The organism is Streptomyces sp. NPDC002403, from assembly GCF_053593015.1.
The window spans coordinates 1-26852 of the sequence record NZ_JBSFBQ010000070.1; the positions used below are offsets into that span (position 1 = coordinate 1).

Annotated in this window: 27 protein-coding genes and 1 pseudogene; 14 read left to right on the forward strand and 14 right to left on the reverse strand. The window is 67.0% G+C overall.

Annotated features, from left to right (window positions below):
• Positions 1 to 77, reverse strand: a pseudogene (locus ACWCPY_RS38465) (TetR/AcrR family transcriptional regulator); the annotation flags it as partial.
• Between the two features lie 328 nt (positions 78 to 405).
• On the opposite strand from ACWCPY_RS38465, the gene ACWCPY_RS38470 reads away from it, so the two are divergent.
• The 3 genes from ACWCPY_RS38470 (at position 406) to ACWCPY_RS38480 (ending at position 2537) form a co-directional block, all read left to right on the forward strand.
• Positions 406 to 840: a NucA/NucB deoxyribonuclease domain-containing protein gene (locus ACWCPY_RS38470; protein WP_451273100.1), complete on the forward strand. Its 435-nt coding sequence runs from the start codon at positions 406 to 408 to the stop codon at positions 838 to 840.
• An 84-nt stretch (positions 841 to 924) separates the two neighbouring features.
• The gene (locus tag ACWCPY_RS38475) at positions 925 to 1332 is read left to right on the forward strand and encodes a DUF6924 domain-containing protein (protein WP_451273102.1); all 408 of its coding nucleotides are present in this window, start codon (positions 925 to 927) and stop codon (positions 1330 to 1332) included.
• A gap of 83 nt (positions 1333 to 1415) precedes the next feature.
• A complete protein-coding gene (locus tag ACWCPY_RS38480; protein ID WP_451273104.1) occupies positions 1416 to 2537 on the forward strand; it encodes an IS630 family transposase in 1122 nt (373 codons plus the stop codon).
• Positions 2538 to 2555: 18 nt separating this feature from the next.
• Here the strand turns inward: ACWCPY_RS38480 and ACWCPY_RS38485 are convergent, their stop codons facing one another.
• The 4 genes from ACWCPY_RS38485 to ACWCPY_RS38500 all read right to left on the reverse strand — a co-directional run bounded on the left by ACWCPY_RS38485 (position 2556) and on the right by ACWCPY_RS38500 (position 5688).
• Positions 2556 to 3068 carry a DUF402 domain-containing protein gene (locus ACWCPY_RS38485; protein ID WP_451273106.1) on the reverse strand — a complete coding sequence of 171 codons (513 nt, stop codon included), beginning with the start codon at positions 3066 to 3068 and terminating at the stop codon, positions 2556 to 2558.
• A gap of 194 nt (positions 3069 to 3262) precedes the next feature.
• Positions 3263 to 3391 carry a hypothetical protein gene (locus ACWCPY_RS38490; RefSeq protein WP_451273108.1) on the reverse strand — a complete coding sequence of 43 codons (129 nt, stop codon included), beginning with the start codon at positions 3389 to 3391 and terminating at the stop codon, positions 3263 to 3265.
• A 1334-nt stretch (positions 3392 to 4725) separates the two neighbouring features.
• Positions 4726 to 5346 carry a DUF7691 family protein gene (locus ACWCPY_RS38495; protein WP_451273110.1) on the reverse strand — a complete coding sequence of 207 codons (621 nt, stop codon included), beginning with the start codon at positions 5344 to 5346 and terminating at the stop codon, positions 4726 to 4728.
• 102 nt (positions 5347 to 5448) lie between these two features.
• Complete coding sequence (locus ACWCPY_RS38500) at positions 5449 to 5688, reverse strand: hypothetical protein (protein WP_451273112.1); 240 nt, start codon at positions 5686 to 5688, stop codon at positions 5449 to 5451.
• Positions 5689 to 7100: 1412 nt separating this feature from the next.
• Between ACWCPY_RS38500 and ACWCPY_RS38505 the strand changes: the two genes are divergently transcribed.
• The 3 genes from ACWCPY_RS38505 (at position 7101) to ACWCPY_RS38515 (ending at position 9403) form a co-directional block, all read left to right on the forward strand.
• Positions 7101 to 7952, forward strand: a complete 852-nt coding sequence (locus ACWCPY_RS38505; protein WP_451273114.1) for a helix-turn-helix domain-containing protein — start codon at positions 7101 to 7103, stop codon at positions 7950 to 7952.
• A 90-nt stretch (positions 7953 to 8042) separates the two neighbouring features.
• Entirely contained in the window at positions 8043 to 8450 is a 408-nt protein-coding gene (locus ACWCPY_RS38510; RefSeq protein WP_451273116.1) for a hypothetical protein, read from the forward strand.
• Between the two features lie 131 nt (positions 8451 to 8581).
• The gene (locus ACWCPY_RS38515; RefSeq protein ID WP_451273118.1) at positions 8582 to 9403 is read left to right on the forward strand and encodes an SAM-dependent methyltransferase; all 822 of its coding nucleotides are present in this window, start codon (positions 8582 to 8584) and stop codon (positions 9401 to 9403) included.
• A 16-nt stretch (positions 9404 to 9419) separates the two neighbouring features.
• Here the strand turns inward: ACWCPY_RS38515 and ACWCPY_RS38520 are convergent, their stop codons facing one another.
• On the reverse strand, positions 9420 to 10352 hold the full coding sequence (locus ACWCPY_RS38520; protein WP_451273120.1) for a helix-turn-helix domain-containing protein: 933 nt from the start codon (positions 10350 to 10352) through the stop codon (positions 9420 to 9422).
• Positions 10353 to 10444: 92 nt separating this feature from the next.
• Positions 10445 to 10678: a DUF397 domain-containing protein gene (locus ACWCPY_RS38525; RefSeq protein WP_451273122.1), complete on the reverse strand. Its 234-nt coding sequence runs from the start codon at positions 10676 to 10678 to the stop codon at positions 10445 to 10447.
• A 179-nt stretch (positions 10679 to 10857) separates the two neighbouring features.
• Here ACWCPY_RS38525 and ACWCPY_RS38530 point away from each other — a divergent pair, with 179 nt between their 5' ends.
• The gene (locus ACWCPY_RS38530) at positions 10858 to 11373 is read left to right on the forward strand and encodes an ATP-binding protein (RefSeq protein WP_451273124.1); all 516 of its coding nucleotides are present in this window, start codon (positions 10858 to 10860) and stop codon (positions 11371 to 11373) included.
• 241 nt (positions 11374 to 11614) lie between these two features.
• Here the strand turns inward: ACWCPY_RS38530 and ACWCPY_RS38535 are convergent, their stop codons facing one another.
• From ACWCPY_RS38535 to ACWCPY_RS38565, 7 genes are all read right to left on the reverse strand, one after another.
• Positions 11615 to 12505 carry a methyltransferase domain-containing protein gene (locus ACWCPY_RS38535; RefSeq protein ID WP_451273126.1) on the reverse strand — a complete coding sequence of 297 codons (891 nt, stop codon included), beginning with the start codon at positions 12503 to 12505 and terminating at the stop codon, positions 11615 to 11617.
• A 556-nt stretch (positions 12506 to 13061) separates the two neighbouring features.
• Entirely contained in the window at positions 13062 to 13931 is an 870-nt protein-coding gene (locus ACWCPY_RS38540) for a phosphotransferase family protein (RefSeq protein WP_451273128.1), read from the reverse strand.
• The gene (locus ACWCPY_RS38545; protein WP_451273130.1) at positions 13928 to 15352 is read right to left on the reverse strand and encodes a helix-turn-helix domain-containing protein; all 1425 of its coding nucleotides are present in this window, start codon (positions 15350 to 15352) and stop codon (positions 13928 to 13930) included. The genes ACWCPY_RS38540 and ACWCPY_RS38545 overlap by 4 nt, the downstream gene beginning before the upstream one ends.
• 91 nt (positions 15353 to 15443) lie before the next feature.
• Positions 15444 to 16145: an HAD family hydrolase gene (locus ACWCPY_RS38550; RefSeq protein ID WP_451273132.1), complete on the reverse strand. Its 702-nt coding sequence runs from the start codon at positions 16143 to 16145 to the stop codon at positions 15444 to 15446.
• A complete protein-coding gene (locus ACWCPY_RS38555; protein WP_451273166.1) occupies positions 16142 to 17425 on the reverse strand; it encodes a helix-turn-helix domain-containing protein in 1284 nt (427 codons plus the stop codon). Before ACWCPY_RS38555 ends, ACWCPY_RS38550 begins: the two co-directional genes overlap by 4 nt.
• Before the next feature lie 733 nt (positions 17426 to 18158).
• Positions 18159 to 19337, reverse strand: coding sequence for a helix-turn-helix domain-containing protein (locus tag ACWCPY_RS38560; RefSeq protein ID WP_451273134.1), 1179 nt, complete (start codon positions 19335 to 19337; stop codon positions 18159 to 18161).
• A gap of 6 nt (positions 19338 to 19343) precedes the next feature.
• Positions 19344 to 19784, reverse strand: coding sequence for an NUDIX hydrolase (locus tag ACWCPY_RS38565; RefSeq protein WP_451273136.1), 441 nt, complete (start codon positions 19782 to 19784; stop codon positions 19344 to 19346).
• Positions 19785 to 19955: 171 nt separating this feature from the next.
• On the opposite strand from ACWCPY_RS38565, the gene ACWCPY_RS38570 reads away from it, so the two are divergent.
• The 7 genes from ACWCPY_RS38570 to ACWCPY_RS38600 all read left to right on the forward strand — a co-directional run bounded on the left by ACWCPY_RS38570 (position 19956) and on the right by ACWCPY_RS38600 (position 26843).
• Positions 19956 to 20738, forward strand: coding sequence for a TauD/TfdA family dioxygenase (locus ACWCPY_RS38570; RefSeq protein WP_451273138.1), 783 nt, complete (start codon positions 19956 to 19958; stop codon positions 20736 to 20738).
• A 1384-nt stretch (positions 20739 to 22122) separates the two neighbouring features.
• Positions 22123 to 23589, forward strand: a complete 1467-nt coding sequence (locus tag ACWCPY_RS38575) for a sensor histidine kinase (RefSeq protein ID WP_451273140.1) — start codon at positions 22123 to 22125, stop codon at positions 23587 to 23589.
• A gap of 44 nt (positions 23590 to 23633) precedes the next feature.
• Positions 23634 to 24095 carry a roadblock/LC7 domain-containing protein gene (locus ACWCPY_RS38580; protein ID WP_451273142.1) on the forward strand — a complete coding sequence of 154 codons (462 nt, stop codon included), beginning with the start codon at positions 23634 to 23636 and terminating at the stop codon, positions 24093 to 24095.
• Between the two features lies 1 nt (position 24096).
• A complete protein-coding gene (locus ACWCPY_RS38585) occupies positions 24097 to 24465 on the forward strand; it encodes a DUF742 domain-containing protein (protein ID WP_451273144.1) in 369 nt (122 codons plus the stop codon).
• Positions 24440 to 25069 (forward strand): GTP-binding protein, encoded by a 630-nt coding sequence (locus tag ACWCPY_RS38590; RefSeq protein ID WP_451273146.1) that lies wholly within the window; start codon positions 24440 to 24442, stop codon positions 25067 to 25069. Before ACWCPY_RS38585 ends, ACWCPY_RS38590 begins: the two co-directional genes overlap by 26 nt.
• A 204-nt stretch (positions 25070 to 25273) precedes the next feature.
• Complete coding sequence (locus tag ACWCPY_RS38595) at positions 25274 to 25582, forward strand: GAF domain-containing protein (protein ID WP_451273148.1); 309 nt, start codon at positions 25274 to 25276, stop codon at positions 25580 to 25582.
• A 55-nt stretch (positions 25583 to 25637) separates the two neighbouring features.
• On the forward strand, positions 25638 to 26843 hold the full coding sequence (locus ACWCPY_RS38600) for an acyl-CoA dehydrogenase family protein (protein WP_451273150.1): 1206 nt from the start codon (positions 25638 to 25640) through the stop codon (positions 26841 to 26843).
• Positions 26844 to 26852: the final 9 nt, after the last annotated feature.

The window sequence follows — 26852 nt, forward strand, 5'->3', positions numbered from 1 at the left end:
TCCACGATCCACCGCCGCGAAAGGGCGGGCTTCGCGGGACGCTCGCGGCGGCTGATCGGTTCTCTTCTCGCAGTCATACCCCGATCGTAACGAACGCGTTCGCGAATCTGGGCATCTCGCCGAAATCGCGGCCGTGTCCAGTTCGGGGCAGCGGGCCAGGACCTCCTTCAGACCGGCTCGGTCCTCCTCGGTCAGAGGAGCGGGCCGGCGGGTGAGCCAGCCGGTCACCTGCCATACCGGTGCAAGCCGTCCGCTGCGCAGACCAAGCGGGTCTCCAAGGGACACACCACCCGCTACACCTTCTCCATCTCCAGCATCGGCAAGCACACCAACAGCCACAAGCCGGTTCTGATCACCACTTCCACCGCGCCCGGCTACGCCCCGGCTGTCATTGAGGCCCCGGCCATGCGCTCCGTGTGCTGCGACAGCGACCGGTCCATCAGCCTCAAGCGTGGCTGCGTCTATCCGAGCATCGTCCCGAATTCCTCCATCAGCCGTTCCAACCCCAAGTCGGGCGCGATGGCGAAGCACGTCTACTCTGCCCAGCGCACGCTCCAGGGCAAGCCCGGCTACGCCAAGCCGCTGCACCGCACCACATCGGCGCAGGCCAGGACGAACCGCAAGAAGACCTGCCCGTCCAGCCTTGCGCGGCCCAAGGGCTATGAGTGCGACGAGTATCCCTACGCTTCCTCCAAGGAGGGCGGCAGCACCATCGGCAAGACCCAGAGCCGCAGGATGATCCCCCGCTCCCACAACCAGGACGGCGGCAGGCAGCTCCAGAAATTCTACGACTCCAACCGGATCCTTCCGGGGGACGCCTTCTACTCGATCATCAAGTAGCTTCTCACGCATGTGAGCTGGCGGTGGCCCCCGTGCCTACGGTCGGGGCCACCCCTTAGACGACCTCCTGTAAAAGGGGCACCCGTGATCGAACTCGACGTTGATCAGCAGATTCCCATCATCCTCACCGACCACCAGCACCCCGATGCCTGGCGCGCCCTCCTCGCCATTGTCACCAAGGACGACACGACACCCATCGAGATCTACGACGACATCGCGTGCGAGGGCGCCGGCATCGGCGACTTGATCGCCGCCATGCCGGGCGACCCGGACAAACGCCCGGACTGCTTCTTCGTCGCTGACAGCATGGCCCTGACCGATCCGGAACACCCGCTGCTCGCCGTATCCCTGGATGAGGACGACGAAGGACTGACCTTCCGCATCATTCCCAAGAGAATTCCTACCATGGCATCCAACCTATTCATCGCCCACTCCGACTTCGCCGGCCACTCCGCAGATATCGACGACGACGGAATCCTCCGCCGCGGCTAATGCCGTGACCACATAGGTTCGCCGGTTTGATGGTCGGGGCGGTTGGATATGCGGTGACGTCTGATCCGACCGGTGGAGGTGCGGTGGCCGAGCCTGTCCGTGTGCGCAGACTGACGGACCAGGAAGGGCTGAAGCTGCAGCAGGTGGTGCGGCGGGGCAGCGCCAGTTCGGTGCGCTACCGGCGCGCGATGATGCTGCTGGCTTCGGCTGGCGGAGACCGCGTCCCGGTCATCGCCCAGCTGGTGGCGGCCGACGAGGACACCGTGCGCGATGTGATCCACCGATTCAACGAGATCGGGCTGGCCTGTCTGGACCCTCGTTGGGCGGGAGGCCGTCCCTGCCAGCTCAGCCCTGACGACGAAGACTTCGTCGTCCAGACGGCCACCACCCGACCGGCCAAGCTGGGCCAGCCCTTCACCAGCTGGTCGATCCGCAAGCTCGTCACGTACCTGCACCGTGTTCACGGGCGGGTGATCCGCATCGGTCGCGAGGCGTTACGGTGCCTGCTTGCCCGACGCGGCGTCACCTTCCAGCGAACCAAGACTTGGAAGGAGTCCCCGGACCCCGAGCGCGACGCCAAGCTCGACCGAATCGAGCACGTCCTTGAGCGCTTCCCTGACCGAATTTTCGCGTTCGACGAGTTCGGCCCGCTCGGGATCCGGCCCACCGCGGGCTCGAGCTGGGCCGCCTCCGGCCATCCCGAGCGGCACCCCGCGACCTACCACCGCACCCACGGCGTGAGGTACTTCCACGGCTGCTACTCGATCGGCGACGACACCTTGTGGGGCGTCAACCGGCGCAGGAAGGGTGCCGCGAACACCTTGGCCGCGCTGAAGTCGATCCGCGCCGCCCGTCCCGACGGTGCCCCGATCTACGTGATCATGGACAACCTGTCCGCCCACAAGGGCGAGAAGATCCGTCGCTGGGCGAAGAAGAATCGGGTCGAGCTGTGCTTCACCCCGACGTACGCGTCCTGGGCCAACCCGATCGAGGCCCACTTCGGGCCTCTGCGACAGTTCACCATCGCCAACTCAAACCACCCCAACCACCCGGTGCAGACCCGGGCCCTGCACGCCTACCTGCGCTGGCGCAACGCCAACGCCCGCCACCGGGACGTCCTGGACTCCGAGCGCCGCGAACGCGCTCGTATCCGCTGCGAGAGGGGCATCCGCTGGGGCGGACGCCCCCTCGCTACCGCGGCCTGACCAACGCCAGAGCCAAGCTCAACCGACCTGGTCCAGCCATGTGCGGTAGCGGCTTCCGAAGGGTTCCGCACCGTCGCGCAGCGCGGCTGACAGCCACTCGGCGGCACTCTGCGCGCGCGTGATGATGTCTTGCGGATAGCCGTACTGCCTCTGATGACTGGCGAACTCATCCTCGTCGTCCACGAAGACGGATCCGTCTTGCCGTATCCGGCAGACATCCAGATCCAGGTCAACCATGGTTACTTGCCCCTTATGCGGCCAATCTGAGGGAGTGGTCACATCGCAGTAGACGTCCAGGTGGGCTGGAGTTGCCTGGAACAGGGCCGTCCACCAGGCGCCGCGAGGAAAGAGCATGACTCGTCGCTCTTCGGTTGCGTAGACCTCGCCCTCTCCGCCCTTGCTGTAGATCGTCCCGATCGGAGCACCAAGCCAGACCCCGAACTCATCCTCGCCCAACCACACCATCGAGTGGTGCCAGTGCAGGCTGCCATCGAACTTACGGACCACGACCCGGACCTCGGCTTCTCCCATGGGCGGGAGGCTACTGGCGGCCGGGCAAACCCGGCGAACCTACGCGGTCACAGCACTAACTGGTGGCCCGGGACTGGGCCTGATAGGCGCTCAAGGTAGAAGGGATTACAGGGTGGGGCTCTGGCGGGTACGGGCCCGGCTGTGGCGGGTCGGGCTTGTCCCGGACTCCGTCCGAATTGCCGAGGCGGTGGCGCTCAGGACGGATAGCGCCGAGGTGGCGGGCTTCGAAGAGCCGTGCCCGCAGCCGGGCAGGCGGAGATCTCGCCCTTCGGCCCGTAGGTCTCCCAGACCTCCGTGCGCTCGTCGGTCGTGGCGTTGACCATCTGAATCGTCCAGTCCGCGGCCGGAATATGGCGGACCCGGCGGCCGACTGGACCATCCGCATGGCGACGACCAAGGAGGACGAGCGGACCGCGTTCTGGGACTGGCCACCGAGTGGCCCGAGTACCGGCAGGCCGACGCCCATGCCCTGGTGGATCGTCCGGCCAATCTCTGGCTCGTCGACTACCGCACCGTCCTCGCCCCCAAGCCCTGACGCTCGTCGGGCTGGACCGCCCACCAGGTCGGACGCCCCCGGGAAGTATCAGAACGTTCCCAGGTCGTGGTGGTCCGGGTCAGCGTCGCCACCATCGGTGGCGCCTGACCGGCTCCGCATCGATGGTGGGTGCGACGGGCGCGATGGTGGGTGGAGGAGCTGTCCGTTCAGGTTCCAGTCCGACCCGGCCCGGGTGCACACAGACCGGGATCCGGTCATCGACGGTGTAGCGGTATCCGTCAGCCGTGTCGAACGGCCAGTCTCTGCTGGGCCGGTCCGCAACGAGGAACTCCGTACGCGGGAGCCTCAGGGCTGGGCAGAACCAGCAACATGGGTAGTCCGAGTCCGGATCGATGAAGGGCGCCTGGGCCGCATCGGTCATACCTCCAGAACAGTAGCGCAGGCCATATGGGCTGCCGGCAATCGAACGGGACGGCTTGGTGAGCCCGGCGATGTCGGCCATGTCGGCCCCGGGCAACGGGGCTGGAGTTCACTCCTTCCGCGATGAGACCTCCCAGGGCGCAGTGAGTCGTGCCCTGGCCTGCGGCGCAGAGTTTGGCCCCCGGCCAGGGGGTTGCGGGGCAGCGAATGGGCCGTCAGCGAGTGCGGCGGTCCCGCGTCACGCGCGAAGGGTCGCGGGACCGCCGGCCGTTGTCCTGTCAGAAACGGCCTTCGCTTCCGACGATACGGTTGGTTGCTGGGTCGGCGCATGAAGGGCGCGGCCAGCTGGATGATCAGCGATATGTCATGAGGAGCTAGAGGATGCATGACACAGCCGCCCATGCCGCTCGGGCCGCCCTGCTTCCTCAGGGTCCCCGTCGCAGGGCCGTCCCGGATTCGGTGATCAGCGGCATCCCGATCTCAGCGGGCCGACGCCGCCTCGCTTGGAAGGTCGCGATTCGTACGCCAGGAACTACATGCGTCTGGGCGACGGACGCCACGTCCCCGATCACAGCAGGTAGCACGCACGGGAACGCACTCCTCTCAGAGCTGGGGCAGCCTCGGCTTCCGCGAGCGCCCGCACAGCGAGGCGACCGTCCGTTCCAGGCAGGTGACCCTGGTCACGACTCGGGCGTACATGACCAGGGATGGCCCCTTCAGGAGTCCGTTCGCCGTCGGACTTCAGGACCGGAAGCCGATAACGCCAAAGCCCGGCCGGCCGGCCGCGTGCCGCATCCAGCCGAGACACTGCATGACGGCCTCCACGACTTCAGGCGCCAGCGGTGGGGCCTGGCCCGACTCGTCGACCGCTTGCTTGGTGGCCTCGAACTGCTCCAGCGCCTGCGCGATGTGATCGGGCGTCCACTCGCCACAGCCCGGTATGAATGTGTATGGCAGAGGGTCGGGCAGGTCGCCGTAGCCGAAGTCCTTGACCGACACGGCGGTGACGCCCAGGGCATTCAGGCCCTCGTCGACCACCGACAGCCAGTCGCCCCGGTGCGGCGCAAAGCAGCTGTTGTCCAAGAACGATCCGGTGAGCGAGCACAACCGCTTGTAGGCGTAGCCGTACTGGAAGGCGTGATCCTTGTCCTCGCTGAAGGGCCCGCCGTTGATGACCGCGCGCAGCGCCTCGTATGCCGTGGGGGCGCCTTCCGCGATCTCGTCGCTGAAATAGTCGTCGTCATGTGCCAGGTCGTCCCCAAAGCCGTTGCGGATCGCCTCCAGCAACTGGTCATCGCGGGATCCGACCAAGCCACGCGTAGCAGCTACGTCGAGCAGGTAGACGCTCAGTGAAGAACTCATGCAACGAACATATGTGAAGTCTCTGACACTGCCACGCACGGTTGTTGACGGGTTCAGTGCAGGGTCTCGGTGTAGCAGCTCGGCGCCGCCAACCCCGCGGCCTCACCCGAGGACGCGCCAGGGTTCGCGGCCGTTCTCGTCGGGGCCCGGCATGGCGTCCTGGCTCGGAGTGAAGCGCTCATAAGCCTCTCTCAGGTACTCCGAGGACAACCGAGATTCCGCTGCCAGATCCTCGAAGGTGGCTCCGCCGGCGAGGGCGAGCTTGATGGCGTCGTACAGACAGCTCTGGACCGAGCGACTGGCCTGGGCGATCGCCCACAGATCGGGGCTGAGCCCGGCCATGGTCAGGCGGTGGTCGCCGCGCGTGGCGGCGAAGGCCCGCCAGGACGGCAGGTCGATCTCCGCGCCCGCGTACGGCTCGGTGTGTGCGCCTGGGGTGCCGCGCTGGTCGGCGGGGACGGCCAGGCAGGCACGGATGACCTCGTTGTCGAGATACGGGGCGACCAGGTCGACGCCGTACTCGGCGGGACCAGATCAGCGCGGAGAAGTTGGTGCTGATGCAGGATGTCTTCTGCGAGCCCGCAGCAATGGTTCGGAGTCTGCCGGGGTAGCTCTCGATTGCATTCCCAAAACCGGGAGTGACCAGTTCGCGAAGCGCTTCGTCCTGCGCGTTTACCCAGGAGCACACCTCGCCCCTCTCGTCGACCAGGTACGCACCATGGCCAAGCCGCCACTGGTGGGGGGGCGCCTTCAGAGATGCATGACAGGCAGTCTTTTGTTCAGTCGACGGGGAGGCTGGCGTCGAACTGAAATTCCAGAGAACCGGATCATCCAGCAGGTTTCGCATCCCTGATCAGTTTCGATCAACAAGGGCCACGTCCTGCCATGATTCGCGCATTCAAATAGCCTCCAGCAGCAGCCCGGTGAGCAGCGGAGTGTCAGAATCGAATTGATGAACGTTTCGCACCATGGGGGCGGGTAGATATATCGGATTACGGCATGAGTGCGTGGCGCTTGGGGCTTCGGCCGGGCTAATGTCGCGGTCAGGAGGGGGCCTGGGCCCGGCCGCAAACCTAGGAACCAAGCCCCCTGCCGCATTCGTTCAGTTACGAGTTCCCCTGGAGGAATCCCATGCCTTCTCGATATGCGTTCCGCGGCGCCGTGGCGTCTCGGGGTGGTGCTAACGGTAGCGTCGGCGGGTCGGGTTTCGCACGGCTCCGTGCCTGCGTTGTCACGCTGAATCTCGGGGGAGTCTTTGCGCTGGCGGCCCTCCTTCTCGGCCCGGCTGAAGAGGCCTGGGCGGCGGCGTACGCACTGGGAGGGTCCGGAGTGATTGCCTGGGCTTGCCGTGATTCGCGGTTCTCCTGGCTGTGGGCTCGCGTCGACTGAGGGCCGCCCGGCCGGTGCCTCCAGGCAGCCACCAGGCAGGCAGGAGCCACGGCCGGCGCAGCGAAAGGTTCCTCTCAAGGAGGGGAGTAATCGAGCCCGGCGGCAACTCTTCAGCGGGCATGCCGGTGGCGGCGATCAGCGCGAAGGAGGATGCGATGGCAAAAGACGCTGCGAATCGTGTGTGTGGTTTCTGCGGGGCTCCGCTTCCAGCCGTCAGTGGCCCAGGGAGGCGCCGGTCCTACTGTGATGAGGGGCACCGGCGTCAGGCGCAGAGGCAGCGGGACCGGGAGCGGCCGACCGTCGGCCAGGTCAGGGGGTCTTTGGGGTCTGAGATCGCCGCTGAGGCTCACCGGCTGGGCGGTCTCTTGCTGGAGGCGACGTATGCGGATGAGGGTCTCGGAGAGCTGGTGCAGCGTGCCCGCGCCGTCCAGCAGGAGATCGACTATTTTCTGGCGGCCGAGGTCGGGGCGAACCGTGCCCGGGGAGCTAAATGGGACGACATCGCGCAGGCGGTTAACGTCACTGCTGAGACGGCCCGCACCAAGTGGAGTCCGGACCGGGTGCGGCGGTTGCTGGATCACCGCGCCATCGCTCAGAGAGCTGCGCCGCTTCCCTCGCCTCGGTCTGTGTCGTGGCTCCAGCAGGTTGAGGGGCGGGAGATGGTGAGGCCGATGGCGGCCACCGCACGTCAGCGGCTCGCTGCGGCTCTTTCCTACCTGCAGCGCAAGAGCGGCATCAGTATCCGTGTCATCGCGGACCGCACCATGCTCTCCCCTTCCTTCATCTCCAGGATCCTGTCGGGGGAACGCCTTCCCTCGTGGGACCTGGTGTGTCATCTGTGCAGCATCCTGGGCCACGAACCCGGGGAGTTGAGGCTGTTGTGCGAGGCGGCTCACGGCATCGAGCAGCCTGCGCGGCAGACCGTGACGGAGTGCATCGCTTCGCTGAAGGCCGCATTGCGGGGACTGCACCTGGCAGCTGCACGGCCCACACCTGAGGAGATTCACCGGCGCAGTCACGGGTGGGTGCCGGCGCAGGTCGTTGCCCAGGTACTGCAAGGGGATGCGGTCCCGGAATGGGAAGTTGTGGGGGCGCTGGTGACCGCGCTGGGTGGTCAGGCCGCAGACTTCAAGCCGCTGTGGGAGGCGATCCACTACAGCTTCCTGATGACGGATGACCCCCGTGTCAGTGACCTGGTCAGCGAGACGACCATCTGAGTGTGGGGACGGCCCAGGATGATGACATCTCAGCGACCTGCAACTGCATCACACCCCCTTCCTCTGTACGAGGCCGGTGATGGCCGGACCATGGTGATCACCTACCGTGCCTTCCGTGACCTGTACAGAGCTGGCTATGTTGCCTATGCCACGGCGAGGCTGGGCACGCACGATCTGGCGGAGAGGGTAGTGGAGGACTCCCTCACCGCGCTCGCGGTTCACTGGTCCGCCACGCTGGGCTGCTCCCATCCTGCTGCGATGGCCTGGCGCCTGCTGACCGCCTGTGTGGATGACGCGGACGACTCCGCAGCTGCCTGCTCCGGAGACCGGATCTGCAACAGCGACGCACATGTGCTGCGGGACCATCTCAGGATGGATATCGGCCAAGCCTCCGACCTCATGGGGCTCACGCGTGGGGAATTCCTCGTCGCACTGCACTCGGCTGCCCGCCCGGCCGGCGCCTGCTGCGGGGCTCCGCAGCCCTGCGATGCTGCCTAGAAGAATGGGGAAGTGGTGTGTCTGCTTCTCAGCCGATTATGGTCTCGTGCGCACTCTGAAATTTCACTACGCTATCTCTCTTCCGGTGCGTGGCCGACCCGGCCACGCCGTGAACTCTTACGAGGAAGATGATGGCGGCCGAGAGCCAGCTTCCGTACGGCGTGGACGTCCGGACTCCGAGCGTCGCACGGATGTACGACCACCTCCTGGACGGCAAGGACAATTTCGCTGCCGACCGTGCTGCGTGCAATCACCTCTTGCAACAGGTCCCGAGCATGAAAGACCTCGCCCTGAACAACCGGGCCTTTCTTCAGCGGGTGGTACAAGCCCTCGCCGAGGAGCACGGCATCCGTCAGTTCATCGACCACGGGTCGGGTCTGCCGACGCAGGACAACGTGCACCAGATCGCGCAGCGCGTCGACGCTGCCTCCCGGGTCGTGTACGTGGACAACGACCCGATCGTGCGCAGTGTGGGCGGGGCGCTCCTGGAAACCGATGACCGAACCGCGGTCCTGCAGGCGGACATGCGCGACACCCAGGAGATCTTTGACAGTGAGCCGGTGCGGCAGCTGATTGATTTCCGGGAGCCTGTCGGTGCGCTGTTCGTTTCGGTTCTGCACTGCATTCCCGATACGGACCGGCCCGTTGAACTCATCCGCAGGGTCCGGAGCAAGCTGGCCAGCGGCAGCGTGATAGTCATCTGCCAGTTGGTCAGCCAGAGTGAGCGGATCCGTGACGACGTTTCCTCGTTCATGGACCGTGAGACCCAGGGGCACTGGGGCCGGGTGCGCACCCGGGCTGACGTCGAGAGCTACTTCGAGGACAGCGGGCTGGCTGTTGTCGAGCCGGGCCTCGTGGAAGTCTCACGGTGGCGCCCTGCCGCCATGCCTGCCGTTCCACCCCAGCAGAGCTTTGAGTGGGAGGAGTTCGGCGGGGCCGGCCTGGTTCCATGAACCGGCCCCGGCCGGGTCATTGGCGGCCGGTGGCCAGCTCGTCGAGTCGGTCCTCCAGCTGGGTCAGGGTGAGGTCGGCAGGGTTCGCCATGCCGGAGAGCGTGGTGACACGCGACAGGTACCGTTCCGCCTCGCCCTCACCCTCCACGCAGCGGGCGCCTTCACTCTGCTCGAGGTAGACGAAGTCGGACAGCAGGGCGTCAGCGAACCGCAGATGCACGATCGGATGCCCCACGGCGCCGGTCATTCCCATTGACAGAGGAGCGATGTGGAGGCTGATGCGGTGCCGCAGGTCACTCTTGAGCAGCTGGATCAGGTGCTGGATCTGCCGGTGCATCACACCCGGGCTGCCCACCGGGCGGCGCAGCACGTCTTCATCCATGATCGCGATCAGGGCCGGCGGGTCCTGGTCGCGGTGGAACATGCTCAAGCGGTTGGCCCGGGCTCTGGCCCGGGCTTCGACTTCCGCGTGCGACAGGTCCGGGAAGCCTGCACGGATGACGAGTTGGGCGTACTCGGGGGTCTGTAGCCAGCCTGGGACGAGCTGTGGCTCGTAGGACATGATCCGCTGAGCGGCCGGCTCGAGGGCGAGCAGGGGCTGCACCCAGCGGGCGATGGAATTGCCGTACGCCTCCCAGGCGTCCGGCTGCTCGCCCTGAGCCGCGATCGTCCGTGCGTGGGCGAGTTCCTGGCTGTCGGTGACTCCGCATAGGCGCAGCAGGGCTGTGGCGTGGTGACCGGTGTTCTCGGTCCTCTCGCCCTTCTCCAGCCGACTCACGGTCGGGCCGGACGTTCCGATGTGGCGGGCCGCTGTCTTCCCGGTCATCCCGATGCCGGTGCGGCAGCGTCGCAGGTGCTCGCCGAGGGCTCTGCGGTGGGCTGCCGCACCGAGGTGGGGGCGGGGCGCGAAACCCCGTATGGAGCGGATTTCCCTGTGCTGGCCAGTCATGCCGATTACCTCCCCTGAGCCTCCTTGTTCGGGACGCCAGTATGTCAGCCTGACAAACTGGTGGCATGCATTGGCCGGAGCCTCACAAAGCGCTACAGGGCGAAGTCGAATTCACCGTCCTTCACGCCCAGGAGAAACGATGCCATCTCGGCCGACGTGTAGACCAGAGCCGGCCCCGCGGGGAAGCGGGAGTTGCGCACGGCGATTTCTCCCCCCTCCAGTCGGGCGACTTCCACACAGTTTCCGGCCGCGTTGCTCCGCGCACTCTTGCACCAGACCGCATCCGTGATCGTCTCCGCGCTCACACCGTTGAGCTGCACCGTCATAGCCACTCCGTCTCCTGTCGACCCCTCGGCCGCAGCCGCCCACACCCACTGCTGGGAACGTTCGTGCGGCCCGGGGCGCTGAAATTTCAGCCGTCCTTTCAGGAACGAGCATTAGCGCGACAGGTAGCGGGACAAAATGCAATGAGCCGCAGACACGCTCACTTACGGGGAATCCACCCATGGAAAACCGAACACATCAGCGTCAGCACGGCAGTGCCCGCGGCAACGCCGGGATCACGTCCCACCTCGCTCTCGCGGCGCCGCCCTTTGCCGCCCACCGCATCAGCACAAACACCCTGTGCCTGAGAGAGGCACGGAAGTTCACCGCCGACGTCATCCGTCGCTGGAACCTGGATCCGGTACGCGAGGACGCCGTGCAGATCGCATCCGAGCTCGTCGCCAACGCAGTACGCCACGGACGGCGCCGCACTCCCCTGCCCGACAGCAGTCACCCCGCCGCATGGCTGGCCCTCATCCGCCGCCCGCACAGCCTGCTCTGCGTGGTCTACGACCCCAGCCAACGCAGACCCCGCCTGACACCGCCCGCCCCCCTGGCCGAGGACCACCGCGGACTGCTCATCGTCCAAGCACTCAGCGAAGGGTGGGGGTGGAAACCCTCCGGCACCAGCGGCAAAGCCGTCTGGGCACGGCTGCCCCTACCTCCCGCTCCCGCCCACAAAAGGCCCAGCAGCTGATTGCTTCAGAATGAGGTTCGACTCAAAGCGGACTTGATGGCGGCAGAACCCTCGCGGCCTGGACAAGCACAACGTCCGCCGCTATCCGGCTGTCTATGCGGGACTCGGCGGAAGTTCTGATTCTGTGTCCCGGATTCTGCTGCCTATCGGCGGTCGGTTTGGCCCTTGGATCCGTCGCCGGCGCCGCCACGCGCACGGTTGAACCGACAGGGTCCTGCCAGGAGAGCGGCAACGCTGCCGGTCAGGCAGCCCGGGAAGAAGGGTGGCTGATCTCCTGCCCTGCCGGGCCGGCATCGACTCGCAGTTCCTGCCAACGCTCGGAATCGAGCTCTGTCGGCCAGCCCAGGTCCGCGTATGAGCGTCTTTCCCGCTGACCGCGCAGTCGCATGAACTCCACCTGGGCAACGAAGTCTCCGGCTGCCATACCGTTGCCATCCGCTTCCAGGCGCACCAGCAGGTCGCAGCCCAGGGGGCTGTCCAGCGGTGCCAGCAGGGTTCCGCCGGGCCTGAGTTGTTGGATCCATGCTGGAGGGATGTGCCGGACGGAGGCTGTTGCGACGATTCGGTCGTACGGTCCGCCTGCCGCGTAGCCCCGTTCGCCGTCGCCGGTGATGACGAGTGGCTGGAGACCCAGTTCTGCCAGCCGGGTCCTGGCCCGGGCTGCGAGCTGAGGATCGATCTCGATGGTGACGACGTTCTCGGCACCGGCGCGGAAAGCGAGGAGCGCGGTGGTGTATCCGGTGCCCGTCCCGATCTCAAGGATCCGGTCGGTGGGCTCCGGGTCCAGATGACGAAGCAGTTCCACCACGACACCACTGGAGGAGATGCTGGAGCTGAAGGATCCGCGGGCCGGTCCGGTCGGCTGTACTTGCCCGTCGTCGATCTGTGTGATGAGGGCGGCTCCTGGCTGGTAGATGGACTTGAGCCAGGCCCGGGGCTGTTCGGTGCGGTCGATCAGGCTGTACAGGCCGTCCTCGCGGAGCGCCGGCCACCACACCTGATCCGGAACGAAGTGTTCGCGTGGGACGGACAGGAACGCTTCGTACAGCCATGTCGCATCGGCGAACCCACGCGGGTTCCGGCTCATCTCATCGGCGCAACGTCTTCGCAGGGTCTCAGCGGTCATCGTCATCTGTCGCTGCCTAGTCGTCGTCGGATTCGTCCGGCTCGGGCATCGGGTTGCCGGGGTCTCCGGGGCTCGAGTACGGGCCCCCTACCTGGCCGTCGCCGGACTGACGGTCATCGCCCTTTACAACAGCACCTGTGACACCACGTGTCATGCGTCCTCCTCATGGCGGATCTCTGCTCCTTCACGGTAGCCAGGCTGAAGGAAGGTGGAAGTGGATTCCGTGAACTCAGGGGGCTCCAGCGCTGTCGGGTGGGGCGAACGCCTGCTCGTGGTCACCAGCCGGATGCCGCTGAGCTATCTCGGGCGCGACGGGGCCCCGCCAGTACCACCTTCAGGCGTTCTCCCCCGCCGCCGCCCACGAGGACTTGGCGTCCGTGGCAGACCGAGCAACCCGTCGCGGGCGACAGGCGGGCCGCGCACGCCGACACGTCCCTGTCCGTCAGGCTTGCTCTCTTCCTCGTCCCGGCGGGGACCATGCTCACCTCTCGCAACGTCCCCTGCCGAGGGGCGTCCTCGGGGTTTTCGGTGACGCCCGAGGTGGAAGCGTGGATCAGCGCGGTCAGTGTCTGTTCCAGCGGGCTGCCTGCTCGCCAGACTGGAGGGTACTGAGACGGTGCTGCAGTTCTTGGGCGGCGGCATGGTCGCCGCGGTCGGCGCGGCGGATGAATGAGCTCAGTGTGTGGAGGTCGCGCATCCTGATCAGCGCGGGGAGCCCGGTCCAGTCCGTAGGGTCGTAGCCGTACTGGTCGGTGAACTCATTGATCTTTTCGGGGGTACGGCCGAACCTGGCGCCTTGGAACGTGTTTGCGAGGTCAAGTTCGCGGGGCCCAGTTGAGGCTTCGTCCCAGTCACCGAGCCGAACCTTCGTTCCGTCCCACACGGTGTTGCCCGGGTAGGCGTCTCCGTGGATGAGGCCGGTACCGAGGGGGAATTCGAGAGTTTGATAGGCGTGGAGGGTTTCTTGGATGGTGTCGGTGAGCCACCTTCTGCCGCTGGGTTGGAGCGTGGTGCTGAGCACTACGGCTTGTGTGAGGGAGGCGAGTGGTTTGTAGGGGGGAAGGTCGACTGGCGGCTGCGGGATCCGGTGGAGCTCACGGAGGAGTCCGCCGAGTGCACTGGCCGGCGGCCCGACGGACGGTTGTGGGTAGTAGGTCCAGAACGTCACGACGTAGCGGGTTGTCTCCACGGGATGTCCGACAGGTTCGGTGGCCGGGAATCCCTGGTTGTTGAGCCATTGCAGCAGCCGGAATGTCCGTTTGACGGACGGAGCTTCTGCGGCCGGTCTGACGCGTGCGACCACCTGTGCCTCGGGCAGATGGTAGACGTCGGTCGCGTGGCTGCGGAGCGGGGTCAGTCCGGTGGTGGGAATGCCAAGTCGCCGAGAGGCGTCGCGCGTGGCGGTTTCGGGTGCTGAGCGGGTGGTTGTCATCGCACAGACGGTAACGCGGCAGTTCCGAGAACCTGGTAGTTGTGCACGAGCTCGAGGACCTCTCTGGCTGCCGGGTTGGGAAGTATGGCGGGCTTGCGGAGCATCTCGGTGACCTTCTGGATGCTGTGGCCGAGCTGTTGGATCCGGCACTCGGCGGGAAGGCTGAGGATGGTGTGCAGAGCCGGGAGGGCGGTCTCGATGTCCCCTTGTGCGAGGCGGGCGATGATGACGTCGATGGTGGCGAGGGCTTCATCGCCGTAGGAGCGGGCTTCGGGTGGGCCGTGGACGTACTGTTCAATGGCCCGGGCCGCGTAGTGCTCGGCTTCGTCGTGGCTTCCGAGGAGCGTGTGGGTGGCGCCCGCGTAGTAGTCCTGCTTGGCCTGGGGGAATGTGAGGATGCCGCCGAATACGGAGAGGCCGTCCGCCTCCGGAGCTTCCTCTTGGGCCATTCTCATGCGGTGCAGTGCAGTTGTGGATCGGCGGTGGTCACCATTGCGGGCGGCTGTACGGGCTTCGATCGCGGCGATCCGGATGCGGGACTGCCCGGCCGGGGCGAGAGCGGCGGCTTGATCGATCAGTTCCAGTGCCCTTCCGCTCCGCGTTGACCATTCGGTGATGAGGGCTGCGGTGCCTGCGGTCCATGCGCGAAGCGGCCGGTGGTCGGCCTGGTGGGCACAGACGTTCGCGGTCCGGATCTGGGCCAGCGCTGCGGTCGAGTCCCCCAGGTTCTGTGAGGCATGGGCGAGGAGGAGGCAGCTGGTTCCCGCAAGGAAGTAGAGCTCGCGTGTGTGCTGGGGATTCTGCCGTCCGCGCAGGAGGGTGAAGAGGCGGTTGCGGATTTCGACGATGTCGTCGAGGAGAGGCAGGACGGGTCTGTGGACGTAGTCGGTCGCGATACGGGCGAGAGTGTCGTAGAAGAACGCAAGGAGGTCGTCGTCGGTGTTGGCAGGGGTGATGAAGTCGGCGAAATCGAGAGACTCGGTCGCTGCGCGGCGGATCGATTCGTGTGGATTGCAATGTCCGGCGCGAGGCTGTGGATCGTCCGTGATCGAAGCGGGGAGCAATCCCTTGGGGGCTTCGAGGCCATCCAAGAACCGGGACGCTTTCTGTGTGTCGGAGAGCCGGCGTCTGCCGTTCTCCAGCTGAGAGAGGAAGTTCTGGCTGATGCCGGTCATCGTGGCCAGTTCACGCTGGGTGAACCCTGTGTGCGTCCGGACCAGTCGGCTGATCCGGCCGAAGTCGAGGGCAGCAACTGCCGCTCGGATGTCGGGCAGTTCCCAGATGGCAGGGGGCGGCGCCGTCAGTTTCGGGGGCGGGCCAACGGGGCTCTCTCGGCGACACGGTTCACAGTAGTCCTCCGTGTTGGTGTTGTACCTGCTGATCCGGCATGAGCATGTGCGGCACTGGCGGGCGGGTGTCACGGCCTGTCCTCCTGGTCCCTGCCTCGCGTGGACCAGAAGTATCGTGGCGGTGACCCTGCGTACGCAACTGGGGAGCCTGAACCCTGGTAGGTCAGACCTCGGTGATCAGGGTGAGGAGTCGCTCGGTGTCAGTCAGGTCGGGGATGACATGGTCGGCGCCTGCGTCCGCGAGGGCGGATGCGGTGGTGGTGCCGGAGACAACGGCAATGACCCTGGCGCCGCCTTCGCGTCCGGTACGGACGTCCTGGAGGGAGTCCCCGACGATGACGGTGTTCTTGCGGGTGAACACTTCGCCGTGGGCCGCCCCGGCGCGTTCCTGGGCAAGCCGAACAAGGGCGGGGCGGTGTGGGTCGTCGGACGCGTAGCCGCCGATCTCGGTGTCGATCAGATCACTCAGGCCGAAGGCCGCCAGCTTGATTTCCGCGCTGGCTTTGAGGTTGCCGGTGACAACGGATGGGATGAGACGGGGTGATTGCTCCACAGCGGTGAGTGCGTCCACGGCTCCGGGCAGCAGCGTGCCTTCGTTCGTCAGTTCCTCGCGGTGTAGTTCCAGCTGCTGTGGAAGCCGCTCCACGATCTGCTGAGCGAGGCGGGTTATGTCGTGGGCGGATACGCCGTTGGTGAGGAGGAGTTCGCGTACGGCCACCGGCATGGTCACGCCGGTGCCCTTCTCCGGCAGCTTCCGCGCGGGCCAGCCGACGACATCCTGGAAGATCTCACGGTATACGAGCCTGTCGGTACTCCCCACGTACAGCAGGGTTCGGTCGATGTCCCACAGCACGAGGATCTTCATGCGGCGGCCCGTTCCCGCAGAACCATAAGTCCGCGGCCCAGGAGGTCGCGCACAGGCCCGCTGCCGGAGAATTGCCGGGCTTCGTCCAGCATGGACTGAAGGTGTTCGTCGAGCCGGGCGGAGCGGACCCTGCCTGCCAGCGTCAGTACTTCCTGGCCGGTCACGCATCCGGCGTCGGCGTCACCTGCCCGCATCTGCGCAGTAGCGGCCCTCGACAGGAACTGCGCGCGGGTGCGGGTCTCGTCGCGGCTGAGGACCTCGCGGGCGTCGGCGAACGCGGAGGCGGCTTCGGCAGGGCGGCCGAGGTCGAGGTAGCAGCTGCCCCGCTGCCCGAGGATCTCGCCGTCGTTGATCCAGTAGAGCCAGTGCGGATCGTTTTCGCCGGGCCCGCGCCCGCACAGCTCCCGCGCTTCGTCCAGGGCGGCCAGGGCGTGCCGGTCCTCGCGCAGCCGTGCGTGTCCCCGGGCCTGCCGGGTCAGCAGCATCGCGTGGAGGGCGGGTGAGTCCTGGTCGTTGATGGTCTGGCGGGCGGTGCGTGCGGCGGTGATCGCGTCGCGGGGGTCGCCGACGGAGTAGGCGTGGATGGCCAGGTAGGCCAGAGCTCCGGCGCGGAGCCGGGTGTCACCGGAGGCGTGCGCGGCCCGCAGGGCGCCGAGGAAGAGGTTCTGGGCGTCGGTGTGCGCCCCGCTGTCGAAGGTGTACCAGCCAGCCTGCATGGCGGTGTCCGCAGTGACGGCGGCCAGCCGCCGGCCGGTCACTTCGTTGTAAGTGCCATTTCTCAGCAGCCCGAGCAGCATCTTCAGATGCGCGGTAGCGGTGGCGGCAAGGGAGCCACTGCCGCTGCAGGCATCGATCTGCCGCAGCGCGTCGGTAGTGGCCTGGAGAGAGTCGAGCAGCGGCGGGGCCACCGCTGCTCCCTCGGACCCGGCGGAGGCCATGGCTTCCGCCGGGGCAATTGCCGACTGCAAAACATAATGGGTGAGCCCGGCCGCTCCCAGGGCGGCCAGCACACTGCGACGCTTCATGGCACCTCCGATGGCCACTTCGATTGAGAGCACCATACGGCTCGCAGTCCACGGGAGTTCTGGGACTAATGATCCCGTTTGGGCAGAAATTCCCGGTCCGCCGAGCGGGGCAAGGAGCCGGGTGCGGAGGTCAGCCGGCAGCGCGAGCCCGGTGAGGAACTCGACGATCGCGTCCCGGCCAGTCAGCTGCTTACGCCCATGCTCCAGGTCGGAGACGTACGACTGACTCAGGCCCGTCAACGTGCACACGTCCATCTGCGACAAACCAGAACGACGCCGCAGCAGACCCAATACTTGCCCGAAGTCCCAGCCCGAAAGGGCCCGCAGCACCCGGTCATCCCGCCAGGCGCGGTCGGCCACCTGAGGAGCATCCTCCAAGCGCGAGCAAGCGGCGCACCTCACCTCGGAGTTGTACTGGCTCAGTCGGTTCCCGCATTTGCCGCATCGCCGGTTCGACATCGTCATAGCGGCACCTGTCGCCTTTCATCCCGCGATTACGTCTGACCGAAGGCTAGCGCTATCGGAATATCGCTACAGCGATATCGCTCCAGCGATACCGGAGACGCTCAATGACCCCTCACACTCGTCTCACGCTCGGGAAGTGAAGACCGAAGGGGGCATCGTGGCCGTACGCATCTCATACCGGGAATCCGCCCGACACACTCCATCGGGCTGCGGAGCTGCTCTTCAGCCGGGTAACCACCATGCAGGTCAAGACCTGCTACGGCAGGGGACGGCTGCCGGTGTGGCCCTATGCCGGGCCGGAAACACAACGACGCAGAATCCTTCCCCCGACCGGCCGCATTCTGACGCTTGCCGCAAACTCGTCTTCATTCGTCCATTCAGCGGTCTCATGCAACAGGGTTGGGCGGCCCAGGGTGCTGCGTTCCTCGCTCCCGCCCGCCGGCTTCCTCACGACCGCGCAGCTCGGGGAGCGAGCGTCGTGTTCGCGTCCTCGACACAACACGCAGGGCCGGTCATGCGGAAGTTAGGCGGCCATCTCGGTCCGGAGCTGCGACAGCGCCTGTGTGGCCGCGTCGGTGACCTCGGCGAGTTCGTGACCGCCCGTTCGGTTGATGCGTTGCAGCTGATGCGGGAGTCGCTGTGTGCGGGCTTCACTGACGGCTCGGGTGAGCAGTTCGGTGGCTCCGCTTCGGTCTCCGCCCAGGAGACGGACCTTGCCGGTGGTGATGAGTTCGATGACGCGCCACTGTGGTGCGATGGCTGTGGTCGGTGCGGGCGCTGCCTGTTCGGCGTGGCGTATGGCCGCGCGGGTGCGGCCGGTGCCGATCAGGCCCCGCAGTTCGATTTCGTGGAGGGCTACGGGGTTGACAAGGCTGGTGTGGTCGACCTGGTCGAGCAGCGCTCTTGTCTCCTGGACGGCACGGTCGAAAAGCGGGGCGTTGCCCAGGGCGCCGGCGGCGCGGGCGAGGAGCGGCAGGACCGCGGCGCGGCTCGTGCGGTTGGGGGCGAGGGATGCGGCGCGGGCGAGGCGGTTGACTGCAGCGCCGACGAGTCCGGTTTTGCGCAGTTCGTTGCCGTGCATGCGCAGTGCGGTGGTGGTCAGGGCGGGGTCGTTGAAGAATGCGACGGCGTTGAGGCTCTTGGCGGTCCAGTGTGCGGCGGTGGCGAGGCGTTCTTCGGGCAGGACGTTGCCCAGTGCGGTGCCGAGTCCGAGCCGGGCGTCGGCCAGCAGGCGCAGTGCCTCGCGTTCGGCGTGTCCGTCTCGTGCGCGGGCTTCCAGGCGGGCTACGAGGGGCCAGAGCTCGGCGACGGCTTGAGAGGCGTGGCCGGCCTGGCGGGCGATCTCGGCGAGGCGCACGGTGGACTGGCCGAACTGGATCACGGCCCGGAAGTCTGTGTCGGCGCGGTCGGTGATGCCCAGGACGTGTGGTGGCAGGGCGAGCCGTTCGGCGATGTGGCGCAGTCCAGCGATGTCGGTGAGGCGGCGCTTGCCGAGCTCGATCGCGGAGACGTAGGTCTTGTCGTAGCCGATGAGGTCGCCCGTCTCGGCCTGACTCTGGCCGTGGACTCGGCGGTGGAAGCGGAGGATGGCTGCGAGGTCTTGGGTGGCGAGGACGATCTGGGCTTCGGGTGTGGCCCAATGCCAGGCAGCGTGCCGGGCGGAGGGTCGCAAGGCCCGCAAGTTGTCGGTGTGTTCGGCCATGCTCGGCTACCTCGTGGTCCTGGCGGCGTACACGGCTGCGATGGACTTCTTGTACCCGTCGGGCATGTTCAGCGCGGGGACTTCGTGCTCGGCGAAGAGGCCGATGCGGGAGTGCTCGTGGCTGACGACCGGTGGGGTGTCAGGCGTGAGGACGGTGCAGTCGTGGGTGACGATCAGGACCCGGCGGCCGGGGAGCGGCTCGTAGATCCAGGTGTCGAGGAGGCGTCCGGCCTTGACGTCCCAGCCGGTCTCTTCCTTGAGTTCTCGTTCCACGGTGGCTTCGGGGCTGTGGTCGGCGGGGTTCGATCCGGTCGGCGGCCCGATCTCCAGGCGCCCGCCTGGCAGTTCCCACTCATTGCGCTCGTTGTACAGCAGGACCACACGGCCCTGCCGGTCAAGCGCTACGCCTTTGACCGAGACCGGCCACAGCGATGGTTTGTACGACATGCAGGTTCCCAGGGTGTGACGGGTGGTCCGGGCACTCGGAACGTAGCAGGGAGCCACCGGGCTGCAGAGCCGGTACCCGAATTGTCCGGGTCGACAGTCTGTCGCTTTACCAGGACCCCCACTGTTCGGACTCTGGTCGAGCCGTATCCGAATCACAAAAGGAGCACATCAATGTTGACGTGTGCGCGCACTGCCGGATTCGAACCCCCCTACGACCGTCAGCAGATAGTGGGAGCAGGCGGGATTGCCGAACAGCTGCGCGAACACGGCATGGTCATGGTGAACGGACTGACGTCCCGGGAGTCGGTCCTCGCCTTCGCCCGGCGCACCATGACCTTGACGCCGCACCGGGACAGCGACCCGGACGCCCTGACCACGATCCACGACATCGGCTGGAAGGCACAGCAGCCTGGACTGGAGGGGCTGGGGAGTGGCGAGCTGCGTGCTCACACGGAGCGGTCCAGTGTCCCTGAGCCTCCGCGGCTCATGCTGCTGGTCTGCCTCCGGCCGGCGGTGACCGGAGGCAAAGCCCTTCTCACCGACGGGCAGGCCGTGCTCGATCACTTGGCGACGCACAACCCGGGCGCTGTCGAGCCCTTGAGTCTGCCCGGCACTGCCTTCTTCGGCGACGGCGGCGGACACCCCTCGCAGATCTTCACGCGTCACCCCGACGGCCGGGTTTCCCTCCGGTTCCGGCAAGGCGAACTCGCCCAGTTCAGTCCCATGGTGGAGCACTTCCTGCCGGATCTGAGAGCGGCAATCACAGCTCACGAGAGATCCGTCGCCCTGTCCCAGGGACAGGGGTACCTCATCGACAACCATCGCTACCTCCACGCCCGTACGGCATTCAGCGGCCGGCGCTTGTGCGTGCGCGCGCTGGGAGAACCGCTCTTCCCTATCCAGCCCGGGTTCGGCACCGGTGGTGCCGGCCGCGACGGCAGGAGGACTCCATGAGGACGGTCGCGAGTTGGCCGCCCGTTGCCCGGAACACCTTGGCGGTGATGAAGGCGTACGACCGGGTCCTGGGATGGCCCTTGCTCGTGGGGACAACGTTCATGCCACCGGAGCGCGCCGTCGCCGAACTGACGAAGCACCGTGATACCGAACTGAGCACTCCCTGCGCCGCCTTCGACGCCGTCACGGTGTCGCACGCAGTGGGCATGGAAGCGATGGTCCTGTTCGGGCGACGGGACCTGGGGCCCGTGCCGTGCCTGGTCGAGCGCCGCGATCACGTGATCCTCCTCGTGCGGGCGGGAACCGGTGCGCCCCTGTCCGAACTGGAGGGCGTCGTATCGGTCGAGGCCGGGCCCGGCGGACGGCTTGTCCTGCCGCCGTCGTCCGGCCGCCAGTGGGACACACCACCCTGGGCCATCACGTCCGATAGGCCCTGCCGGCTTCCTGAGGGTCCTGCGCTCGCAAAGAGTCTTGCCGACGCCCAGCGGCTCTTCGGCGGAAGGGCAGCTTCACCCTGGCACGAAGGCTCCGCGATCGGTCACACATCAGCACGCTCCGGCCAAGGTGCCGCACCTCCGTCGGCAGTCCGCCCAGCGGGCTCGGGCTCTTCGTAACTCCTGAGACCGGCCACCGGGGCCGATGCGTAGCGGGCCGTGCACCCTCCCCCGTCGGTCACGGCCTGCTTCTCCAGCCCCGGTGGCCACCTTTCCCTCCTTCCCGCTGTTTCTGTAGCGGCTTCCACTCACAACCTGCCCGCACCTTTCGACGGTGAAGGCCTTGACCGGAGTCCCGATGTCTCCCTTTCTGAGCACGAGCCTGCCCTGGCATATCGCTACCGCCGAGCAGCCCCGCCCGGCGGTGCTGCCGCCCCGCCACGACATCGTCCGTACAAGCGCGGGGATCGGGCTGCCCGCGGTCGAGAGGCTGCGGACGGAGGGGGAGCCCGTGGGCCCGGTCCTGTACTGCAGGCCGCACGGCGTCCTGCTGATCCCGGTCGAGGCAGGCACTGCCGGCACCTGGGGTGCTCGGCACTCGACCTGCCTCTCGCAAGGGCAGTGGTGGTGCGTTGACCCCGAACGGTCTTCTTCCCGCGTGCCGTGCACCGCTCGTCTCTGGCTCCTCCCGTCCCACAACTCTTCTGACTATGAGCCGGTGACCGCAGGCTCGGCGCTGCAGGACGGCCTGTGCCGCTCGCGGTCCCCAAGGTCCGCAGCCGCGCTCTGGTCCGCTGTGGGGGGCCGTCCTCGTGAGGTGGCCTGTGTCTGAGCGCATATTCCGCACGCGGCCGGCTTCAGGACGCCGCCGCAGGACCGCGAACGGAGCCGACAGGGCGCTGCATTCCGGAAGTGGGTTTCCTCCTTCTCCCGCAGCCACGTCCAGTGCTGTGGCCGTGGCCGCGGCTGCGGTGGGCTGCGCGTGGGCGGCCGACAGTCTCGGTCTGCTGCCACTGCCGGCCGCCGTCGCGGCCGGGGCCTCGGCGGCGAGCGCCGCGACATGGCGGGTGTACTTGCGCTCCCGCAACGCCCGCAATGCGTTCACGCGTACCGATTCACAGCGTGCCGAGGCCGAAAGGTTCCTGAAGGAATCCCAGGCGAGGATGGACCGGGCCGAGCAGGCCCTGCGGGAGATCTACGGGCTGATCGACAGGGGTCGGCAGCAGATTGTCTGGGCGGCATCGGAGGTGGAGCAAGGACGCGTCCGCGTCCGTCATAGCCCTGCGATGCTGCCGCAGCCGACCGGCGACCTGTGCACCGATGTCTTCGAGGCGCTGACGCACGGCCAGACCGTGGCCTGGCAGGCAGTGATTGCCGCGGCCGCCCACCAGCATCATCTGCTGAACCAGGAGGCGGAGCTGGCCGAGATCTTCCGGCCCATCGCTGCGCGCCTGCACTCGCTCATCAACCAGACCCTGGCCGTCCTCGACGAGGTGGAGCGGGAAGTTGAGGACCCCGATCTGCTCGGTGACCTGTTCCGCATCGACAACCTGGTGACACGGATGCGCCGGGGCGCGGAGAGTCTGGCGGTGCTGGGCGGAGACTCGCCGACGCGCGCCGTCGAGCCGGTCCTGGTCGCCTCCGTACTCCGTATGGCAGTCGGGGAGATTGAGAACTACCCCCGTGTACAGGTCGTGCATTCGGATCAGCCCGTCGCCCTGCCCGGCTATGTGAGCCCGAGCGTCGTGCATCTCCTGGCCGAGCTAATGGAGAACGCGACGAAATTCTCTTCGACCGATGTCGAGGTACGCACCAGCCAAGTGCCCGACGGACTGGTCATCGAGATCGTCGACCGCGGCCCGGGCATGACCGCCCAGAAGTGCGCCGCTCTGAACGAGCTGCTGGCGCGCCCGGAAGGGGCCGACCCGCGCAGTCGGCTCAGAGAGGGGCAGATCGGTCTGCTGGTCGCAGCCCTGCTGGCCCAGCGGCACGGCGTCGTCATCGAACTGCACCCGGATGACATGGGCGGTATGCGTGCGGATGTCGTCCTTCCCGGAAGGCTGCTCGTCACGCCGACGCAGCGGTCCGCTGCCTCGAGCCACGCAGCGGCACCTTCCCACACGCCGACCCCTGTGCCCGCGCGTGGTGTTCCCACAGTGTCCACCAGTCCGGAGCCTCCCGTGGCCGGGCTTCCCAGGCGTCTCCCGCAAGCCCAGTACACAACCGGCGGGGACGACACCGGGCACACGCCTGGCCGCTCCGACCAAGGCGATGGCGGGGTCAGGCCCGCACTTCCGCGCCGCGAGGCCGCTCCGGCCGGTCACCTCCCGGCGCCGGACGTGCTGCAGGAGCCGGTCGGTTCGCCCAGTCCCGATCTGATGGCGCAATTCAAACGCACACGTCCGGCCGGCGACTGATGCCTGCCCCCGTTCCCCCCACTCACGAGAACCTGGAGAGTTCCATGCCCGACACCGTTCCCACCAGCGGCACCACGCTCAACGGGCTGCTGGCCGGATTCCTGTCTCGTACTCCCCACGCCCACCAGGTGGTGCTCGTCGCCCCTGACGGCCTGCAGATCGCCAGCGCTGACGACGGGAGTGACACCTGCTACTCCCGCGAAGCCGACAGCGGGGCGGAGAACAGGCTGTCTGCTGTCATCAGCGGGATGTACTCGCTCGCTCGCGGGATCCTGCGAAGCGGTGTGCGGCAGATCGCCATCGAGGGCGAGACCGAGACGCTGTTCGTAATGAGCGCCGGATCCGCCGACCACCCCTCGGCCGTGGGCACGCGCCTGGGAGTCGTCGCCGGGCACAAGGCGGATCCGGGTGCCATCTGCTGGGAAATGACCAGCCTGATCAAGAGCCTCGACGAGCATCTGAGCACCAGGGCCCGGACCGGCATGTACCCCGGGCAGGAGCAGTGACGTGGCTCCCCGCCGTAGCGCCTGGCATGACAGTGCCCTGGACGATGTGCGCCCCTACACGGTCACCGCGGGCCGCACCCGCCCAAAGTACGCACTGCATCTGACGTCCCTGCTGAACCCGGGGCCCGCCACCGGGTCTGCCGACATCGGCCCCGAGGCCGAGGCCATGCGGCTGCTCTGCCTCATCACACCTCGGTCCATTGCCGAGCTCGCGGGACTACGCAACCAGTTCGTCCAGGTCACCAAGGTCCTGGTCTGTGACCTTCTCGACCGCGGAGCGCTGGTCCTCGCCGCTCCCGCCGATGTTGCCCCGCACGAAAACGCTCACCTCCTGGAGGCAGTCGTTGCCGGCCTACGACGCATACGCTGACGGCACAAGCAGTGTTGCGCCACCGACGGTGCTGAAGATCGTGATCGCGGGCGGCTTCGGTGTCGGCAAGACCACGCTGGTGGGCACGCTCAGCGATATCAAGCCACTGGTCACCGAAGAGACGCTGACCATCGCGGGCCAGGACACCGACGACCTGACCGGAATCGGGGCCAAGACCACAACGACGGTCGCGATGGACTTCGGCAAGATCGGCATCAAGGATCTCAACACCGAAGTGTGCTTGTTCGGAACACCAGGCCAGGAGCGTTTCTGGTTCACCTGGGACGACCTCTGCCACGGAGCTGTCGGCGCCGTGGTCCTGGCCGACACCCGCCGTCTCACCGACTCCTTCGCCGCCATCAGCTATTTCGAACAACGCAACACTCCCTTCGTCGTGGCCGTCAACCAATTCGACGGCGCCCTGCCCTACAGCGCGGAAGAGGTCAGCGACGCCCTGCGGCTTCCGGCATCCGTCCCCGTGCTGATCTGCGACGCCCGCAACCACGCATCCGCACAGGACGTACTGATCCGCCTGATCAGACTGCGGATCAAAACCCTGCGGTTCCGTACCCACGCCCCCTCAAGCCTCGGAGCGCACGCATGACCATGCCCGCCATCCAGCAGGATCACGAGCGCCGGGCCGAGTTGCTGCATGCCCTCGGCCTCACGGCCCCCGATCACAGGCTCGACGAACTCGCCGTGCGCCTCAGCCACGCCGCCGGCGTCCCGTATGCGATGGTCAACATCTTCGGCACGCATCAGCAGTTCTTCGGGCTGGCCACCCCCAGGGGGGGGCGAGCTGCCGGCCGTGGGCCGCACCATGCCCCTCGCCCACGGCTACTGCCCCGAAGTTGCGCGGAGACGAAACGCTCTGGTCCTGCCCACCGTCAACGTCGCCCCGCGCTTCCGGTCCAACCCGGTAGTCGACCTGATCGGCATCCGCAGCTACGCCGGCGCACCTTTGATCGTTGCGGGTGTCGTGCTGGGCACGGTGTGTTTCGTCGGGCGCCAGAGCCGGCCCAGGAGCGAAGGCCGGGCGATGCTCGCGCTCATCAAGTCCCACCGGGACGAGGTCCTGGACTCCATCCAGAGTCGGGCCGGATACCTGCCGCGGTGAGAACCACCAGCACGGCCGAACACCGAATGTCACCGAACGGGGAGGGGAGCACACGATGTCCAGCATGTATCTGACACCGCAGCACGAGCAGCTTCGCCAGGCGGTGCGCGCCTTCGCCGAGTGCGAAGTCGCTCCGCGGGTGGCGGAGATGGAACGGTCCGGCGCCGTCGAGCGGGATCTGGTGTCCCAGATGGCTCGGCAGGGGTGGATCGGCGCCACCATCTCCCCCGAGTACGGAGGGATGGGCGTCGGCCATGTCGCCAAGTCCCTGATCATCGAAGAGATCGCCCGAGTGTCCGCCGCGATGGGCGCTGCGGTGCAGGCGTCCCAGCTCGGCATGTCGAAGATCGCCCATTTCGGAAGCGATCGACAGAAGGAGACATGGCTGCCGCAGATCGCCGCCGGGGCCGTCCTTCCGACCATCGCGGTGACCGAGCCGGGCTCCGGCAGTCATGTCCTGGGCATGCAGGCCACAGCGCGGCGCCGGGGCACTGACTACGTGCTCAATGGCCGCAAGTGCTACATCGGCAACTCCCACATCGGGAACCTGCACGGCATTGTGGTGCGCACCTCGAAGAAGGCGGGGCGAAGGAGTCTGTCGGCGTTCCTGGTCGAGTCCGGCCGGCCCGGTCTGTCCATCGGTGAGCACATACCTTTCATGGGACTGCGCGGGTTCTCCTTCGGCGAGCTCATCCTGGAGAACTGTCTGGTGCCGGCGGAGAACTTGCTCGGCGTTCCTGGGGACGGCCTCGATGTCGCCTACTCCTCCAGCGTGCTCTACGGCCGGCCCAACCTGACCGCGGTGGCGCTGGGGATCCATCAGGCCCTCGTGGACGAAACAGTCGCCTACGCCCAAAAGCGCCTTCTCTACGGCCGCCCTCTCTCGGAGCTGCCGACGGTCAGGGAGAAGCTGGGGCAGATGACGTCGCGCCTCACCACCGCCCGGAGCATCGCGTACGAGGCCGTGTCCCTCCTGGACCAGGGGAAGCCGTGCGACGAACTCCTCATCAACGCCAAACTCGTCAACGTCGATCTGGTGCGTGACTCGGCCCGCACGGCCATGGATGTCCACGGTGCGGCCGGTCTCATGACCGGACGCCCGATCGAGCGGCTCTTCCGCGACGCGGAGCACACGTACGCGCCCGCCGGCACCGGAGACATCCAGATACTGCGGCTGGGACAGGAAGCGCTGGGCAACGAGCACGACCAGTGGTCGCAGCGGTTCCCCTCCCCGCTGCCCGCGACCGGGGCCGCTGCATGACCGCCACCA

Coding starts and splice junctions, on each gene's coding strand:
- ACWCPY_RS38570 (WP_451273138.1), top strand. CDS start 19,956: ATGTTGACGTGTGCGCGCACTGCCGGATTCGAACCCCCCTACGACCGT.
- ACWCPY_RS38500 (WP_451273112.1), bottom strand. CDS start 5,688: ATGGCCGGGCTCAGCCCCGATCTGTGGGCGATCGCCCAGGCCAGTCGC.
- ACWCPY_RS38565 (WP_451273136.1), bottom strand. CDS start 19,784: ATGTCGTACAAACCATCGCTGTGGCCGGTCTCGGTCAAAGGCGTAGCG.
- ACWCPY_RS38555 (WP_451273166.1), bottom strand. CDS start 17,425: ATGGACGTGTGCACGTTGACGGGCCTGAGTCAGTCGTACGTCTCCGAC.
- ACWCPY_RS38525 (WP_451273122.1), bottom strand. CDS start 10,678: ATGACGGTGCAGCTCAACGGTGTGAGCGCGGAGACGATCACGGATGCG.
- ACWCPY_RS38485 (WP_451273106.1), bottom strand. CDS start 3,068: ATGGGAGAAGCCGAGGTCCGGGTCGTGGTCCGTAAGTTCGATGGCAGC.
- ACWCPY_RS38515 (WP_451273118.1), top strand. CDS start 8,582: ATGGCGGCCGAGAGCCAGCTTCCGTACGGCGTGGACGTCCGGACTCCG.
- ACWCPY_RS38470 (WP_451273100.1), top strand. CDS start 406: ATGCGCTCCGTGTGCTGCGACAGCGACCGGTCCATCAGCCTCAAGCGT.
- ACWCPY_RS38495 (WP_451273110.1), bottom strand. CDS start 5,346: ATGAGTTCTTCACTGAGCGTCTACCTGCTCGACGTAGCTGCTACGCGT.
- ACWCPY_RS38550 (WP_451273132.1), bottom strand. CDS start 16,145: ATGAAGATCCTCGTGCTGTGGGACATCGACCGAACCCTGCTGTACGTG.
- ACWCPY_RS38540 (WP_451273128.1), bottom strand. CDS start 13,931: ATGACAACCACCCGCTCAGCACCCGAAACCGCCACGCGCGACGCCTCT.
- ACWCPY_RS38490 (WP_451273108.1), bottom strand. CDS start 3,391: ATGGTCAACGCCACGACCGACGAGCGCACGGAGGTCTGGGAGACCTAC.
- ACWCPY_RS38530 (WP_451273124.1), top strand. CDS start 10,858: ATGGAAAACCGAACACATCAGCGTCAGCACGGCAGTGCCCGCGGCAAC.
- ACWCPY_RS38600 (WP_451273150.1), top strand. CDS start 25,638: ATGTCCAGCATGTATCTGACACCGCAGCACGAGCAGCTTCGCCAGGCG.
- ACWCPY_RS38560 (WP_451273134.1), bottom strand. CDS start 19,337: ATGGCCGAACACACCGACAACTTGCGGGCCTTGCGACCCTCCGCCCGG.
- ACWCPY_RS38535 (WP_451273126.1), bottom strand. CDS start 12,505: ATGACGATGACCGCTGAGACCCTGCGAAGACGTTGCGCCGATGAGATG.
- ACWCPY_RS38580 (WP_451273142.1), top strand. CDS start 23,634: ATGCCCGACACCGTTCCCACCAGCGGCACCACGCTCAACGGGCTGCTG.
- ACWCPY_RS38520 (WP_451273120.1), bottom strand. CDS start 10,352: ATGACTGGCCAGCACAGGGAAATCCGCTCCATACGGGGTTTCGCGCCC.
- ACWCPY_RS38510 (WP_451273116.1), top strand. CDS start 8,043: ATGGTGATCACCTACCGTGCCTTCCGTGACCTGTACAGAGCTGGCTAT.